Origin of the sequence: Mycolicibacterium chubuense (genome assembly GCF_001044255.1) — a bacterium.
Lineage (GTDB): Bacteria > Actinomycetota > Actinomycetes > Mycobacteriales > Mycobacteriaceae > Mycobacterium > Mycobacterium chubuense.
This window is the reverse complement of the sequence record NZ_JYNX01000022.1, coordinates 34,671-49,863: the sequence shown is the minus strand read 5'-3', so window position 1 is coordinate 49,863 and position 15,193 is coordinate 34,671. Positions and strand designations below refer to the sequence as shown.

Genomic DNA, 15,193 nt, shown 5'->3' with positions numbered 1-15,193 from the left:
CGGCGGGTGCGGCGTCGGGCTCGCCGGTCCAGGCCGGCAGCGCGGCCAGCACGGCCACCACCCGGCCCGGATGTGACAGGGCCCACGCCGCGGCGACCGCCGCGCCGATCGACACTCCGCCGACCGCGATCGGTCCCGACCGTGCGGCCCCGGACAATTCGTCGCGGTAGCCCTCGACGAGCCGGTGCGGCTGCGGCGGCGGGGTCACGACGACCGCTCCGACCTGGTGCAATGCCGGCGAGAAGGCCCGGTAGACGAAGTCGTCGTCCGATCCGGTGCCGGGGAGCAGAACCGTGGTGACGCCGCGCAGATCGACCGCCATGTTTCGATCGTGCCTGGTGGTGGAAAACCCTTCGCTGCGACCCGCCGCGGTGGTTCGCATCTGGGAACCAAGAGGTCTACCGTGGCGTTTGGTTGGGGTACGTACCACAAAGATGTGACAGAAGGTCAGGAGAAGCCATGGCCACGGCCGAGGGTTACCTGCGACGGCTCACCCGTCGGTTGACCGAGGACCCGGAACAGCTCGACGTCGAGGAACTCAGCGACGACGTGGCGAGCACCGGGGCGCAGAAGGCGATCGACTGCCATCGCGGCCAAGAGGTGACCATGATCGGCACCCTGCGCAGCGTCGAGTGCAACGGCAAGGGGTGCTCGGGTGGCGTGAAGGCCGAACTGTTCGACGGCACCGATTCGGTGATGTTGGTCTGGCTGGGCCAGCGCCGCATCCCGGGCATCGAGTCCGGCCGCACGCTCAAGGTGCACGGCCGCGTCGGCAAGCTCGACAACGGCACCAAGGCGATCTACAACCCCCACTACGAGATCCAGAAGTGAGCGAACCCGGTACCGATCCGGGCGCTCAGACCTCGCCGGCACGCGGCGCCGCCGTGCTCGAGCAGATGGGTGGCGTCAGCGGCCTCATCTACTCGTCACTGCCGGTCGTGGTCTTCGTGCCGGTCTCCACGGCATTCGGGCTGCTGCCGGCCATCGCGGCCGCGCTGGGTGTCGCGACGCTGATCCTGTTCTGGCGGCTGTTCCGCAAGGACTCCGTCCAGCCGGCGATCTCCGGGTTCTTCGGTGTCGGCATCAGCGCTCTGATCGCGTACCTGGTCGGCGCCTCCAAGGGCTACTTCCTGCTCGGCATCTGGACGTCGCTGATCTGGGCGGTGGTGTTCGCCGTGTCGGTGGTGATCCGCCGGCCGGTCGTCGGCTACATCTGGGGCTGGGTGCACACCCAGGACCGGGGCTGGCGCGACGTGCGCCGGGCCGTGTACGCCTTCGACGTCGCAACCCTCGTCTGGGTGGCGGTGTTCGCGTCGCGCTTCCTGGTGCAGCAGCACCTCTATGAAGAGGACCAGACGGGATGGCTCGGCGTCGCCCGCATCGCGATGGGGTGGCCGTTGACCGCGATCGCTGCTCTGGTCACCTACGGCGCGATCCGTGCCGCGCAGCGCGCGGTGCGCGCCGAGACGCCGGCCGGCACCGACGACGCGGTGCACGAGAACAGCTGAGCGGCCTCAGCGCTGCTGCGGATGCAGCAGCAGTTCGCGTAGTTGATCCTCCACCTCGGCGACGGCGACGAACAGCAACTCGTCGCCCCCTTCGAGCGGTTCGTCACGCTCGGGCACGATCACCCGGGGCCCGCGCAGAATCGTCACCAGCGTCGCGTCGCGCGGCAACTCCAGCCGCTTGACGGGCTTGCCGCCCCACGGGGTGTCGTCGGGCAGCGTGATCTCGACGAGATTGGCCTGCCCCTTGCGGAACTCCATCAGCCGCACCAGATCCCCGACCGACACCGCCTCCTCGACCAGCGAGGCCAGCATGCGCGGAGTGGACACCGCGACGTCGACACCCCAGGCCTCGTCGAACAGCCACTCGTTGCGCGGATCGTTGACGCGGGCCACCACGCGGGGCACCGCGAACTCGGTCTTCGACAGCAGGCTGAGCACGACGTTGGCCTTGTCGTCGCCGGTCGCGGCGATCACGACGTCGAACTCGTGGAGCCCGACCGCCTCCAGCAGGCTCAACTCACACGCATCGCCGAGGCGCCAGTGTGCCGCGGGGATCGCCTCGACGTCGATGTGCTCGGGGTTGCGTTCCAGCAGCGTGACGTCGTGAGACTCCACCAGTTCGCGGGCGATGGACCGGCCGACGGCGCCTGCCCCGGCGATGGCGACTCTCATTCCGCCTCCTCGCTCGGCGGCAGCGCCGCGATGGCCAGCGCCTCGGCGATGTGTCCGGAGATCGCGGCCAGGTACACCTGATCTCCGGCCTGGATCACGGTTTTCCCGTCGGGCAGCAGACCGGCGCCGAATCGGATGATGAACGCGGCCCGGCCCGATGTCGCGGCTTCCAGATCGGTCAGGCGGCGGCCGACCCAGTTCTCGTGCAGGGCGAGCTCGGCGACGCCGACGTTGCCGGAAGGGTCGCGCCACTTGGTGGTCTCGGTCTCACGGATCAGCACGTTGAGCAGCCGATCGGTGGTCCACGGCACCGTCGCCACCGTCGGGATGCCCAGCCGCTCGTAGACCGCAGCACGTTTGGCGTCGTAGATGCGCGCGACCACGCGCTGCACGCCGAAGGTCTCCCGCGCCACCCGCGCGGAGATGATGTTGGAGTTGTCGCCCGAGGACACCGCCGCGAACGCCGCCGCGCCCTCGATTCCCGCCCGGATCAGCACGTCGCGGTCGAACCCCATGCCCAGCACGCGTTCGCCGGAGAACTCGGGGGACAGCCGGTGAAAGGCCGTCGCGTCGCGGTCGATGACGGCGACGTCGTGGCCGATCCGGGCCAGACTGTCGGACAGGGAGGCGCCGACCCGGCCGCATCCCATCACCACTACACGCACCTGGGGTGTCCTTTCCGGCGGGGCCGAACGCGGCGGTCTGGCACCTACCGCCACGGAGTGCTCAGGGGAACGCTACAGCTTTGCAGCGTCCGGTGACCGTCGGGCTTACCCTTGGCACTCGTGTCCAAGCTTTCGACGGCCGCGCGGCGGCTCGTACTGGGCCGGCCGTTCCGCAGCGACAAGCTGGCGCACACCCTGTTGCCCAAGCGGATCGCGCTTCCGGTCTTCGCCTCCGACGCGCTGTCCTCGGTCGCCTACGCCCCGGAGGAGATCTTCCTGGTGCTGTCGGTCGCGGGGCTGTCCGCGTACTCGATGGCGCCGTGGATCGGCCTGGTGGTCGCCGCGGTGATGATGATCGTGATCGCGAGCTACCGCCAGAACGTGCACGCCTACCCGTCCGGCGGCGGCGACTACGAGGTGGTGACGACCAACCTGGGCCCCACCGCGGGACTGACGGTCGCCAGCGCGCTGCTCGTCGATTACGTGCTGACGGTGGCGGTGTCGATGTCCTCGGCGATGTCGAACATCGGCTCGGCGATCCCGTTCGTCGACCAGCACAAGGTGTGGTTCGCGATCGCCGCGATCACGATCCTGGCGTCGCTGAACCTGCGCGGCATCCGTGAGTCGGGGACAGCGTTCGCGATCCCGACCTACGCCTTCATGATCGGCATGTACATCATGCTGGCCTGGGGGTTCTTCCAGATCTACGTGCTGGGCCACGATCTGCGCGCGGAATCGGCCGGTTTCGAGATGCACTCCGAGCACGGCGACGTCCTGGGCTTCGCGCTGGTGTTCCTGATCGCCCGCGCGTTCTCGTCGGGCAGCGCGGCACTGACGGGGGTGGAGGCGATCAGCAACGGGGTGCCCGCGTTCCAGAAACCCAAGTCGCGCAACGCCGCCACCACCCTGCTGCTGCTGGGCGTCATCGCGATCACGCTGTTCATGGGCATCATCATGCTGGCCAAGGCGACCGGGGCGCAGATCGCCGAACGGCCGCTCGAACAGCTCGGCGGGGCCCCGCCGGACTATCAGCAGAAGACGCTGGTGGCTCAGCTGGCCGACGCGGTGTTCCACGACTTCCCGATCGGGCTGTACCTGATCACCGGCGTCACCGCGCTGATCCTGGTGCTGGCCGCCAACACCGCGTTCAACGGGTTCCCGGTGCTGGGTTCGATTCTGGCGCAGGACCGTTACCTGCCGCGCCAGCTGCACACCCGCGGTGACCGGCTCGCGTTCTCCAACGGCATCCTGTTCCTGGCGTTCGGTGCGGTCGCGTTCATCGTGGCGTTCCAGGCCCAGGTGACCGCGCTGATCCAGCTCTACATCGTCGGGGTGTTCGTGTCGTTCACGCTCAGCCAGATCGGCATGGTGCGGCACTGGACGCGGTTGCTGCGCACCGAGACCGACGGCCCGGCCCGGGCCCGGATGATGCGCTCCCGGGTGATCAACACCATCGGCTTCCTGTGCACCGGCACCGTGCTGATCATCGTGGTGCTCACCAAGTTCCTGGTGGGTGCCTGGATCGCGATCCTGGCGATGGGCGCCCTGTTCTTCATCATGAAGCTGATCCACCGCCATTACGCGTCGGTCAGCCGGGAGCTCGAGGCCCGCGCCGCCGAGACCGAGGACATCGTGCTGCCCAGCCGCAACCACGCGGTCGTGCTGGTGTCCAACGTGCACCTGCCCACGCTGCGCGCGCTGGCCTACGCGCGGGCGACGCGGCCCGACGTGCTGGAGGCGATCACGGTCAGCGTCGACGACGCCGAGACCCGCGAACTGGTGCACAAGTGGGAGTCCAGCGACATCAGCGTGCCCCTCAAGGTGATCGCCTCGCCCTACCGCGAGATCACCCGCCCGGTGCTCGAATACGTCAAACGGGTGAGCCGGGAGTCCCCGCGCACGGTGGTGACGGTGTTCATCCCCGAGTACGTCGTCGGCCACTGGTGGGAGCAGGTGCTGCACAACCAGAGCGCGCTGCGCTTGAAGGGCCGGCTGCTGTTCGAGCCCAACGTCATGGTGACCTCGGTGCCCTGGCAGCTGTCATCGTCGGAGCGGCTGAAGAAACTCGCGCCGCAGTCCGCACCCGGCGACGCGCGCAAGGGGTTCCTGGATTGATCGATGAGCGGCCGGACGAACTGATCCTGACCACCGGGGCCGCCGCCAACGGCGGCAGCTGCGTGGCCCGCCACGACGGGCGGGTGGTGTTCGTGCGCTACGCCTTGCCGGGGGAGACGGTGCGGGCGCGGGTGGTGCGCAGCGCGGCGGCGCGCGAAAAGTACTGGAACGCCGAGGTGCTCGAGGTGCTCGAGCCGTCGCCCGACCGCGTCGAGCCGTGGTGCCCGATCGCCGGGGTGGACGGTGCAGGGTGTTGCGACCTCGCGTTCGCCGAACCCGCCGCGGCACGCCGGCTCAAGGGCGCCGTGGTCGCCAATCAGCTTGCGCGGCTGGGTAATTACCACTGGCGCGCCGAGGAGGACGCGACAGCCGAGGCGGTGGGGGAGGCCGGCCACACCGGGTGGCGGACGCGGGTGCGTCTCGACGTCTCCGCGGACGGGCGGGCCGGTTTCCACCGGTATCACAGCGCCGAGCTGGTGCACCGGCTCGATTGCGCGCAGCTGCCCGCCGGCATGCTGGCCGACGTCGCGCAACGGTCATGGCCCTCCGATGCGGCCGTGCACGTGGCGATCGACGCCGAGGGCGGGCGCCACGTGGTGGTCGCGGGCCGGGGCCGGCGGACCGAGGTGGTCGAGGGGGACTACGACACCGTGCAGCGGGTCGCCGGGCGGACGTGGCGGGTGCCGGTGACGGCGTTCTGGCAGGCCCACCGGGACGCCCCGGAGCTCTACAGCGCGCTGGTGAGCGAGTGGGCGCAGCTCGAACCGGGCATGACCGCGTGGGACCTCTACGGCGGTGCGGGCGTGTTCGCGGCGGCGCTGGCGGGCGCGGTCGGGGAGACCGGACAGGTACTCAGCGTCGACACCTCACGCGGCGCCTCGCGGGCGGCGCGCACCGCGCTGGCCGATCTGGACACCGTCTCGGTGGTCACCGATTCGGTGCGCCGGGCGCTGGAGCGCACCTCGACGCGGGCCGATGTCGCGGTGCTCGATCCGCCCCGCACCGGCGCGGGTCGCGACGTGATCGATCAGCTGGCCGCCGCCGAGGTGCCGCGCATCGTGCACATCGGTTGCGAGGCAGCATCTTTCGCGCGCGATATCGGCCTGTACCGGGAACGCGGCTATCAGGTCGAGCAGCTGCGGGTGTTCGACTCGTTCCCGTTGACCCACCACGTCGAGTGCGTGGCGGCGCTCACCCGGGGCTAAGGTGAGCGAAGGTGTGCCGGGAAGTCTGGTCGGCGACGATTCGTTGACGTCAACCGAAGGTGAACCGTGACTTCTCCTCCCCGCGGCGTGCGCCGCGCACTGCTGTCCCGGGGCACCTGGGGCGAGACCAGCCGCGTCGCCGAGATCCTCCGCAAGGAGACCGTGGGTGGCGTCATCCTGCTGTTCGCCGCGGCGGCGGCGCTGGTGTGGGCCAATTCGCCGTGGCGGGACACCTATTTCGCGCTGCGCGATCTCGAGGTGGGTGGGCACCCGTTCGGACTGCACCTGAGCCTCACGGTGGGCGACTGGGCCGCCGACGGTCTGTTGGCCGTCTTCTTCTTCGTCGTCGGTCTGGAGCTCAAACGCGAGTTCGTCGCCGGTGACCTGCGCGACCCGGCGCGCGCCGCGCTGCCGATCGCGGCCGCCGTCGGCGGCATGGTGGTGCCGGCGGCGATCTTCGTCGCCATCACCGCCGGCGCCGGGGACGGGGCGCTGCGCGGCTGGGCCATCCCGACCGCCACCGACATCGCGTTCGCCGTCGCGGTGCTGGCGGTGATCTCCACCCATCTGCCCTCGGCGCTGCGGACGTTCCTGCTGACGCTGGCCGTCGTCGACGACCTGCTGGCGGTGACGGTGATCGCGGTGTTCTACACCGAGGAGATCAACGTCGCCGCGCTGGCCGCCGTGCTGGTGCCGCTCGCCCTGTTCGCGCTGTGTGTGCAGCGCCGCATCCGCTCCTGGTGGCTGCTGCTCCCGCTGGCGGCCGCCACGTGGGTGCTGATGCACGAGTCGGGGGTGCACGCCACGGTGGCCGGTGTCCTGCTCGGGTTCACGGTGCCGGTGCTGCGCAGCCAGGCCGCGGGAGGGCCGGACGCCGGACCCGGCCTGGCCCAGCATTTCGAGCACCGGCTGCGCCCCATCTCGGCCGGGTTCGCCATTCCGGTGTTCGCGTTCTTCGCCGCGGGCGTGAGCTTCGGGGGCCTCGACGGCCTGGCCCGCGCGCTGAGCCACCCGATCACCCTTGGCATCATCGCGGGCCTCGTCGCCGGCAAGCCGATCGGGATCTTCCTCACCACCCGGGTGCTCGCGGCGCTGACCCGGGCCCGCCTGGACTCCTCGCTGCGCTGGATCGACGTGCTCGGGGTGTCCATGCTCGCCGGCATCGGTTTCACCGTGTCCCTGCTGATCGGTGATCTGGCCTTCGGATCGGGCTCCGAAAGTGACGAATTGGTGAAAGTCGGCGTGTTGACCGGATCACTGTTGGCGGCCTGTTCGGCGGCTGTGCTGCTGCTCAGCAGAAACGCCGCCTACCGGCGCATTCACCGCGAAGAGACCCTCGATGCCGACCGTGACGGAGTGCCCGACGTGTACCAGTCTCGACAGGACCGGTCATGAGGTCCGTGCGTAGACTGATCTGATGCTTGAACAGATCCGCGGTCCCGCTGATCTGCAGCACCTGTCGCAGTCACAGGTGAACGCACTGGCCCGTGAAATCCGTGACTTTCTGATCCACAAGGTCGCGGCGACCGGCGGGCATCTGGGACCCAACCTCGGTGTCGTCGAACTGACGCTGGCGCTGCACCGCGTCTTCGACTCCCCGCACGATCCGATCCTGTTCGACACCGGCCACCAGGCCTACGTGCACAAGATGCTCACGGGCCGGTGCCAGGACTTCGAAACGCTGCGCAAGAAGGACGGCCTGTCGGGCTACCCGTCGCGCGAGGAGAGCGAGCACGACTGGGTCGAGTCCAGCCACGCCAGCTCGTCGCTGTCCTACGCCGACGGTCTGGCCAAGGCGTTCGAACTCAGCGGGCACCGCAACCGCCACGTCGTGGCGGTGGTGGGTGACGGCGCGCTCACCGGCGGGATGTGCTGGGAGGCGTTGAACAACATCGCGGCCTCCAAGCGGCCGATCGTGATCGTCGTCAACGACAACGGTCGCAGCTACGCCCCGACCATCGGCGGCTTCGCCGAGCACCTGGCGGGCCTGCGGCTGCAGCCCGGCTACGAGCGGGTGCTCGAGGAAGGCCGCAAGGCGGTGCGCGGCCTGCCCGTCATCGGCGAGTTCTGCTATCAGTGCATGCACAGCGTGAAGGCCGGCATCAAGGACGCGTTGTCGCCCCAGGTGATGTTCACCGACCTCGGCCTGAAGTACGTCGGCCCGATCGACGGGCACGACGAGCACGCCGTGGAGAGTGCGCTGCGGCACGCGCGGGCGTTCAACGCGCCCGTCGTGGTGCACGTCGTCACCCGCAAGGGCATGGGTTACGCGCCCGCGGAGAACGACGTGGACGAGCAGATGCACGCCTGCGGGGTCATCGACCCCGAGACCGGCCTGGCCACCACCGTGCCCGGGCCCGGCTGGACGTCGACCTTCTCCGAGGCGTTGGTCCAGCAGGGGGCCAAGCGCCGTGACGTCGTGGCGATCACCGCCGCGATGCCCGGCCCGACCGGGCTCAGTGCGTTCCGCGATCGCTTCCCGGACCGGTTCTTCGACGTCGGCATCGCCGAGCAGCACGCGATCACTTCGGCCGCCGGTCTGGCGATGGGCGGGATGCATCCCGTGGTCGCCGTGTACTCCACGTTCCTCAACCGTGCGTTCGACCAGGTGATGATGGACGTCGCGCTGCACAAGCTGCCCGTGACGATCGTGCTCGACCGGTCGGGCGTCACCGGTCCCGACGGCGCCAGCCACAACGGCATGTGGGATCTGTCGATCCTCGGCGTGGTGCCGGGCATGCGCGTCGCGGCGCCGCGCGACGGCTCCCGCCTGCGGGAGGAGCTGGCGGAGGCGCTCGACGTCAACGACGGCCCGACCGCCATCCGCTTCCCCAAAGGCGATGTCGGAGAGGACATCTCGGCGATCGAACGACGCGACGGCGTGGATGTGCTGGCGCTGCCGGCCGACGGCCTGTCCGACGATGTCCTCGTCGTCGCGGTCGGACCGTTCGCCGCGATGGCGCTCGCGATCGCCGAGCGACTGCGTAACCAGGGCATCGGCGTGACCGTCGTGGACCCGCGCTGGGTGCTGCCCGTGCCCGAGGTGCTGCACAGCCTGGCCGCACGGCACAAGCTGGTCGTCACCCTGGAGGACAACGGTGTGCACGGCGGTGTCGGTTCGGCGGTCTCGACCTCGCTGCGGCGTGCGGAGATCGACGTCCCGTGCCGCGACGCCGCGCTCCCGCAGGAGTTCTTCGCCCACGCCTCGCGCGGCGAGGTGCTCACCTCCGTCGGTCTGACCGAGCGCAACATCGCCCGTCAGATCACCGGGTGGGTGGCCGCGCTCGGTGCAGGCGCCGCCGAGAAAGAAGTCAGCAGCCAGCTCGACTGAGGACGCTGCGTAGGGTGAGGGCGTGAGAAGCTCTGCCCGACTTGCCTTCTTGATCGTTGCCCTGCTGCTGGCCGGTCTGCTCGCCGGCCCGGGCGTCGCGACGGCGGCCACGCCCCGGTGGTCGGGACTGGATGCGCGCGACTACGAGGGACCCATTCCCGCGCCGGGCGGCCTGATCTCGGTGACCGATCTGGACCCCGGGCTGTCGGTCACCGGTGCCGCCCACGCGTACCGCATCCTGTACGCGACCGTCGACCAGCACGGCCGGCCTGCGGTCAGTACCGCCGCGGTGTTCACGCCCGAGAACCCTGCGCCCGAAGGTGGCTGGCCGGTCGTGGCCTGGGCGCACGGCACCGTGGGCCTCGGCGACGACTGCACACCGTCGGCGCGCCCGCGCAGCGCGCGTGACGACGAGTACCTCAGCCACTGGCTGGACCAGGGGTACGCCGTGGTGGGCAGCGACTACGCCGGCCTGGGCACGCCCGGGCTGATGAGTTATCTCAACAGCGAGACCACCGCCCACGGCGTCGTCGACTCGGTGCTCGCGGCCCACCGGATGGGACTGCCGCTGGCGCCGCAGTGGGCGGTGGTCGGGCAGTCACAGGGCGGGGGAGCAGCGGTCGCCACCGCACGGTGGGCAACCGATTTCAGCGCCGGCTCCGACGTGGATTATCGCGGGGTGGTCGCCACCGGTACGCCGGCCACCATCGCGGGACTGGTCACGCGGGCCGGGCCGGACATGGATGTCCCGCCGGATCTGGCGCCGGTGGCGAACGCCTACACGGCCTACATCCTCGCGTCGCTGCGCGAGGCGCGACCGGACCTGGACATCGGCAGGGTCCTGACCCCCGCCGGCCGCGACGCCGCCCGAGCCGCCGAAACCCTCTGCCTGAGCGAGCTTTCGACCGCGCTGTCGGCGATGACACCGCCGCAGTTCTTCGCCGCCCCGCTCGCCTCGCTGCCCGGTGCGACCGAGGCGATCGAGTCCTACATGGGACTGCCCGCGACCGGCTACGACCGGCCGATGCTGCTCGGCGTCGGGTTGCGCGACACCGACGTGCCGCCGGTCATGTCAGAGCGCTTTTTCGATCAGCTGATGGCCAACGACCAACCCGCCACGTTGAAGGTCTATCCCGAGGAAGACCACAGCGGCACGGTGCTGGCCTCGCTGCCCGACTCGACGCCGTTCCTGGCGCAGCAGTTGCGTTGACGAGGGGGCGTTCGGTGCCGCCACGGACATTCGGGAGTCGGTACTGACCTATGAGGGCACCGGCGAGAGGCATACTCGGATGATCGGGCAGGCCCTCGCGGGCACCGCCGCGTTCCGCTGAGCGCTAGGGAGTTGCCGTGGCCGAACCCATCGACGAGTACTTCACCGCGACACTGTCGGGACCGGCTGCCCCGGCTAAAGCGAACGCAGACGTGCTGCAGGGGTTTTCAGCGCAACGGTGCCTCGACGTGTTCGATGCTCAACTCGGGAGCAGGCATCTCGACCTCGCAGCCCGCTGGCTGCGGTCGAGGAACAGAGGCTTCTACACGATCGGTTCGTCCGGTCACGAGAGCAACGCCGCCGTCGCGGCGGCACTGCGCCCGACCGACCCGGCGCTGTTGCACTACCGTTCCGGCGGCTTCTTCCTGGCCCGCGCCCATCAGGTGGAGGGCAGCAATGCCCTCCGCGACGTCCTTCTCGGGATGGTCGCCGCAATCGACGAGCCCATCTCCGGGGGCCGGCACAAGGTGTTCGGCCGACACGATCTGCACGTCATACCGCAGACCTCGACCATCGCCTCGCACCTGCCGCGGGCGCTCGGCGTGGCGTTCTCGATCGCGCGGTCACGAAAGCTGGGGGTCGAATGTCCCTGGCCCGCTGACGCTCTCGCGGTGTGCAGTTTCGGGGATGCGTCGGCCAATCATTCGACGGCGGTCGGAGCCATCAACGCCGCCATGCACACCTCCTACCAAGGCATTCCGCTACCGCTGCTGTTCGTGTGCGAGGACAACGGAATCGGGATCAGTGTCAAGACACCGCAGGGATGGATCGCGCGGACCTACCGCGGCCGTGCCGATCTGCGCTACTTCACCGCCGACGGAACGGATATGTGCGAGGTGCTGACCGTTGCCGGACAGGCCGCGGACTATGTGCGTGAGCAGCGCCGGCCGGCGTTCCTGCACCTGCGCACCGTGCGGTTGATGGGCCACGCCGGATCGGATTACGAGCCCGGCTACCGCAGAGGTGACGAGATCGCGGCCGACTACTCGCGCGATCCGGTTCTGTGCACAGCGCGCCTGATCATCGAGGCGGGTGTGCTCAGCCCGCAGCAGGTGCTCGACGCCTATGAGCACAAGCGCTCCGAGGTCCAGTCGCTGGCCACGGAGGTTGCCGAGTACGCCCAGCTGGACAGTGCCCACGCGGTGATGGCCCCGCTGCGCAACGCTTTCGAGGACGCAGTGACCGCGAGCCGCGACACCGCGGTCGACACGCCGGTATCCGACCGGGCGCCGGTGACCGTCGCCCAGGCCATCAATCGGGCGCTGCTCGAGGTGCTCAGCACCCGCCCCGGCGCGATGGTGTTCGGCGAGGACGTCGGCAGGAAGGGCGGCGTCTACGGGGTGACGCGCGGACTGCAGGCAGCCGCCGGTACGGCGCGGGTGTTCGACACGCTGCTCGACGAGCAGTCGATTCTCGGACTGGCTCTCGGGGCGGGTGTGTCAGGGCTGCTGCCGATTCCGGAGATCCAATATCTGGCCTATCTGCACAACGCGGCTGACCAGATCCGCGGGGAAGGCGCGACGCTGCAATTCTTCTCGGATCGGCAGTACCGCAATCCGATGGTGGTGCGGATCGCGGGATACGGGTACCAGAAGGGCTTCGGCGGGCACTTCCACAACGACAACTCGATCACGGCGATACGCGATCTCCCGGGAGTGGTGGTGGCCTCGCCGTCGCGACCCGACGATGCCGCCGGGATGCTGCGGTCGTGTGTCGCCGCTGCCAACGCCGCGGGCGTCGTGTGTCTGTTCCTCGAACCGATCGCGCTCTATCACACCCGTGATCTGTACGACGACGGCGACGACCTGTGGCTGGCGTCCGACCGCGGCGACACCGTGCCGATCGGCAGCAGCCGCACCTACGGTGATGGACACGATCTGACCATTCTCACGTTCGGCAACGGGGTGCCGATGAGCCTGCGGGTGACGCGCCGCCTCGCCGATCAGGACATCTCGGCACGGGTAGTCGATCTGCGGTGGCTCGCGCCGTTGCCTGTGGCCGACATCCTCGCAGAGGCCCACGCGACGGGCCGCGTGCTCGTCGTGGACGAGACGCGGGAGAGCGGCGGGGTGAGTGAGGGGATCGTCACCGCGCTGATCGACCGCGGATACCGGGGCGGGCTGGCCCGCGTCGCCAGTCACGACAGCTTCATACCACTCGGTGATGCCGCGCTGCAGGTCCTGTTGAGTGAGGACACCATCGAAGCCGCGGCGATCAAGCTCGTCGAGAGCCGTCGCTAGACAGCCTCATTAGGCTTCAGACGTGGATGCCGAGCTCGCGCAGTGGAAAGCCCAGGGACAGTACTTCGACTACCTCGGCTTCGACGTCTTCTACCGCTGCGAAGGTGAGGGCCCCGCGCTGCTGCTGGTGCACGGCTACCCGTTCAACAGCTACGACTGGGCCGCGATCTGGCCGGCACTGACGGCGCGGTTCCGCGTCATCGCGCCCGACATGATGGGCATGGGTTTCTCGGCCAAGCCGAGCGCCTACCGGTACACGGTCGCCGACCATGCCGACATGCACGAGGCCCTTCTGGCCGACCTCGGCGTGCGCTCGGCCCACGTGCTGGCCCACGACCTCGGCGACTCCGTGGCGCAGGAGCTGTTGGCGCGCAAGGTGTTCGGCGAGCAGGCCTACGGAGGCTGGGACATCGAGTCGATCACCTGGCTCAACGGCGGGTTGTTCACCGAGGCCTACACCCCGCGCCTGATGCAGAGGCTGATGTCAGGGACGCCGCTGGGCGACCTGATGAGCCCGCTGCAGGGCAGTGCCCTGTCGCGCCGCATCCTCGAGCCCACCATCAACGAGATGTTCGGTCCGAACACCAAACCGACGCGGGAGATGATGGAGACGTTCCACGAGATCCTCGAGTGGAACGACGGCAAGCGGGTGCTGCACCAGGTCGGGCGCTTCCTCGAGGACCGGCGGATCCACCGCAACCGGTGGGTGCGGGCCATGCGGGAGACCTCGGTGCCGATGCGGCTGATCGACGGGCCCGTCGACCCGAACTCGGGCGCGCACATGGCGCGCCGCTACACCGAGGTGGTGCCCGCGCCCGACGTCGTGATGCTCGCCGACGACATCGGGCACTGGCCGCAGATCGAAGCGCCCGAGGCGGTGCTCGAGCACTTCCTCGCGCACGTCGAGCGAGTCACGGCGAGTCGGTAGGCTCCGCGGCGGTCAGTGCCGCGGTCAGCACGGGCACCGTCAGCTCGCGCTGCCACTGCCGGGCGGTGGACGCGGCGAGGAACGCTTCGACCGCGCCGGCGGTGTCGTCGACAGCCACCCAGTCCCAGCACAGCCTGCGCACGGTGTCGGGGGAGAGCAGGTTCTCCGGCGGTACCGAAACCTGCTGTGCCAGTTCGTTGATCCCGGCGCGGACAGCCTCCAGCCGGGCCGCCGCCTCGGGTTTGCGCCGGGCCCAGCGGGACGCCGGGGGCGGGCCGTTGGACGGTTCCTGGGCCGACGGTGGTTCGGCGGTGCGCGCCCGTTGCAGCGCCTCGAGCCACACCTGCGCACTGCGCCGCTGCCGGGAGCCGCCGAACACCGGCAGTGCCGTCAGCTTCTCGACGGTGTCGGGGTTGGCCGTAGCGGCGCTGATGATCGCGCTGTCGGGCAGGATGCGCCCCGGGGCGATGTCGCGGCGGCGGGCGATCTGATCGCGGGTGAGCCACAGCTCCCGCACCGCCGCCAGCGTCCGCGGATCGCGGACCTTGTGGATACCGGACGTACGCCGCCAGCGATCCCGACGGGTGGGTGAGCTCTCCGCTGTCCGCAGGTACTCGAATTCCTGCCGCGCCCATTCCGACTTGCCCTTCTCCGCGAGCAGGGCGTCGATGGCGTCGCGCAACTCGGTGAGCACCTCGACGTCCAGCGCGGCGTAGTTGAGCCATTCGTCGGGCAGCGGCCGCTTCGACCAGTCCGCGGCACCGTGGCCCTTGGTCAGTTGAAAACCCAACAGCTGCTGCACCATCGAGGCCAGATTCACCCGGTCGAAGTTGGCCAGCCGTCCCGCCAGCTCGGTGTCGTACAGCGAGGGCGGCTGCATGCCGATCTCGGCCAGGCACGGCAGGTCCTGGTCGGCGGCGTGCAGCACCCACTCGTCCTCGGCGAGCACCTCGGCCAGTGGCGCGAGCACCTCGACCGCGTCGCCGCCGTGGCTGACCGGGTCGATCAGGACGGTGCCGGCTCCGGTGCGGCGGATCTGCACGAGGTAGGCGCGGTTGGAGTAGCGGAATCCCGACGCGCGCTCGGCGTCGACCGCGAACGGGCCGGTGCCCGAGGCGAGAAAGTCTGCGGCCCTGCTGATCTCGCTGCGGCTGACGGCGACCTCCGGCACGCCCTCGCGGGGGGCCAGCAGCGGGACGGCGTCGGTGTCGGGTCCTTCGGCGTCGGAGTCCACGCCGGATGTGTCGGAATCGGTCATC

Annotated in this window: 12 protein-coding genes and 1 pseudogene; 9 read left to right on the top strand and 4 right to left on the bottom strand. The window is 69.7% G+C overall.

The features are described 5' to 3' along the window. Positions 1 to 322 (bottom strand): annotated as a pseudogene (locus MCHUDSM44219_RS05760) (alpha/beta hydrolase); the annotation flags it as partial. A 137-nt stretch (positions 323 to 459) separates the two neighbouring features. Here MCHUDSM44219_RS05760 and MCHUDSM44219_RS05755 point away from each other — a divergent pair. Both MCHUDSM44219_RS05755 and MCHUDSM44219_RS05750 read left to right on the top strand, forming a co-directional pair. Next, a complete protein-coding gene (locus tag MCHUDSM44219_RS05755) occupies positions 460 to 831 on the top strand; it encodes an OB-fold nucleic acid binding domain-containing protein (RefSeq protein ID WP_048417272.1) in 372 nt (123 codons plus the stop codon). After that, a complete protein-coding gene (locus tag MCHUDSM44219_RS05750; RefSeq protein ID WP_048417271.1) occupies positions 828 to 1,508 on the top strand; it encodes a DUF3159 domain-containing protein in 681 nt (226 codons plus the stop codon). Before MCHUDSM44219_RS05755 ends, MCHUDSM44219_RS05750 begins: the two co-directional genes overlap by 4 nt. A 6-nt stretch (positions 1,509 to 1,514) precedes the next feature. On the opposite strand, the gene MCHUDSM44219_RS05745 is transcribed toward MCHUDSM44219_RS05750, so the two are convergent. After that, complete coding sequence (locus tag MCHUDSM44219_RS05745; protein ID WP_048417270.1) at positions 1,515 to 2,180, bottom strand: potassium channel family protein; 666 nt, start codon at positions 2,178 to 2,180, stop codon at positions 1,515 to 1,517. Then, a complete protein-coding gene (locus tag MCHUDSM44219_RS05740) occupies positions 2,177 to 2,845 on the bottom strand; it encodes a potassium channel family protein (protein WP_172506253.1) in 669 nt (222 codons plus the stop codon). The genes MCHUDSM44219_RS05745 and MCHUDSM44219_RS05740 overlap by 4 nt, the downstream gene beginning before the upstream one ends. A 120-nt stretch (positions 2,846 to 2,965) precedes the next feature. On the opposite strand from MCHUDSM44219_RS05740, the gene MCHUDSM44219_RS05735 reads away from it, so the two are divergent. The 7 genes from MCHUDSM44219_RS05735 to MCHUDSM44219_RS05705 all read left to right on the top strand — a co-directional run bounded on the left by MCHUDSM44219_RS05735 (position 2,966) and on the right by MCHUDSM44219_RS05705 (position 13,934). Continuing rightward, positions 2,966 to 4,960 carry an APC family permease gene (locus MCHUDSM44219_RS05735; protein ID WP_048417269.1) on the top strand — a complete coding sequence of 665 codons (1,995 nt, stop codon included), beginning with the start codon at positions 2,966 to 2,968 and terminating at the stop codon, positions 4,958 to 4,960. After that, positions 4,957 to 6,165, top strand: a complete 1,209-nt coding sequence (locus MCHUDSM44219_RS05730; RefSeq protein ID WP_048417268.1) for a class I SAM-dependent RNA methyltransferase — start codon at positions 4,957 to 4,959, stop codon at positions 6,163 to 6,165. Before MCHUDSM44219_RS05735 ends, MCHUDSM44219_RS05730 begins: the two co-directional genes overlap by 4 nt. A 66-nt stretch (positions 6,166 to 6,231) precedes the next feature. Further along, positions 6,232 to 7,560: a Na+/H+ antiporter NhaA gene (nhaA, locus tag MCHUDSM44219_RS05725; protein ID WP_048417267.1), complete on the top strand. Its 1,329-nt coding sequence runs from the start codon at positions 6,232 to 6,234 to the stop codon at positions 7,558 to 7,560. Positions 7,561 to 7,582: 22 nt separating this feature from the next. Next, the gene (gene dxs, locus MCHUDSM44219_RS05720; protein ID WP_048417266.1) at positions 7,583 to 9,496 is read left to right on the top strand and encodes a 1-deoxy-D-xylulose-5-phosphate synthase; all 1,914 of its coding nucleotides are present in this window, start codon (positions 7,583 to 7,585) and stop codon (positions 9,494 to 9,496) included. A gap of 52 nt (positions 9,497 to 9,548) precedes the next feature. Next, a complete protein-coding gene (locus MCHUDSM44219_RS05715; RefSeq protein ID WP_413783583.1) occupies positions 9,549 to 10,706 on the top strand; it encodes an alpha/beta hydrolase family protein in 1,158 nt (385 codons plus the stop codon). A 137-nt stretch (positions 10,707 to 10,843) separates the two neighbouring features. Next, the gene (locus tag MCHUDSM44219_RS05710) at positions 10,844 to 13,006 is read left to right on the top strand and encodes a thiamine pyrophosphate-dependent enzyme (protein WP_048417265.1); all 2,163 of its coding nucleotides are present in this window, start codon (positions 10,844 to 10,846) and stop codon (positions 13,004 to 13,006) included. A 22-nt stretch (positions 13,007 to 13,028) separates the two neighbouring features. After that, the gene (locus MCHUDSM44219_RS05705) at positions 13,029 to 13,934 is read left to right on the top strand and encodes an alpha/beta fold hydrolase (protein WP_048417264.1); all 906 of its coding nucleotides are present in this window, start codon (positions 13,029 to 13,031) and stop codon (positions 13,932 to 13,934) included. Here the strand turns inward: MCHUDSM44219_RS05705 and MCHUDSM44219_RS05700 are convergent. Next, on the bottom strand, positions 13,918 to 15,192 hold the full coding sequence (locus tag MCHUDSM44219_RS05700; RefSeq protein WP_048417263.1) for an HRDC domain-containing protein: 1,275 nt from the start codon (positions 15,190 to 15,192) through the stop codon (positions 13,918 to 13,920). The genes MCHUDSM44219_RS05705 and MCHUDSM44219_RS05700 overlap by 17 nt on opposite strands. Between the last annotated feature and the right edge of the window lies 1 nt (position 15,193).

What these genes read in the sequence shown, in the direction of transcription:
- MCHUDSM44219_RS05755 (WP_048417272.1), top strand. Translation starts at nt 460, where the DNA reads ATGGCCACGGCCGAGGGTTACCTGCGACGGCTCACCCGTCGGTTGACC.
- MCHUDSM44219_RS05745 (WP_048417270.1), bottom strand. Translation starts at nt 2,180, where the DNA reads ATGAGAGTCGCCATCGCCGGGGCAGGCGCCGTCGGCCGGTCCATCGCC.
- dxs (WP_048417266.1), top strand. Translation starts at nt 7,583, where the DNA reads ATGCTTGAACAGATCCGCGGTCCCGCTGATCTGCAGCACCTGTCGCAG.
- MCHUDSM44219_RS05700 (WP_048417263.1), bottom strand. Translation starts at nt 15,192, where the DNA reads ATGACCGATTCCGACACATCCGGCGTGGACTCCGACGCCGAAGGACCC.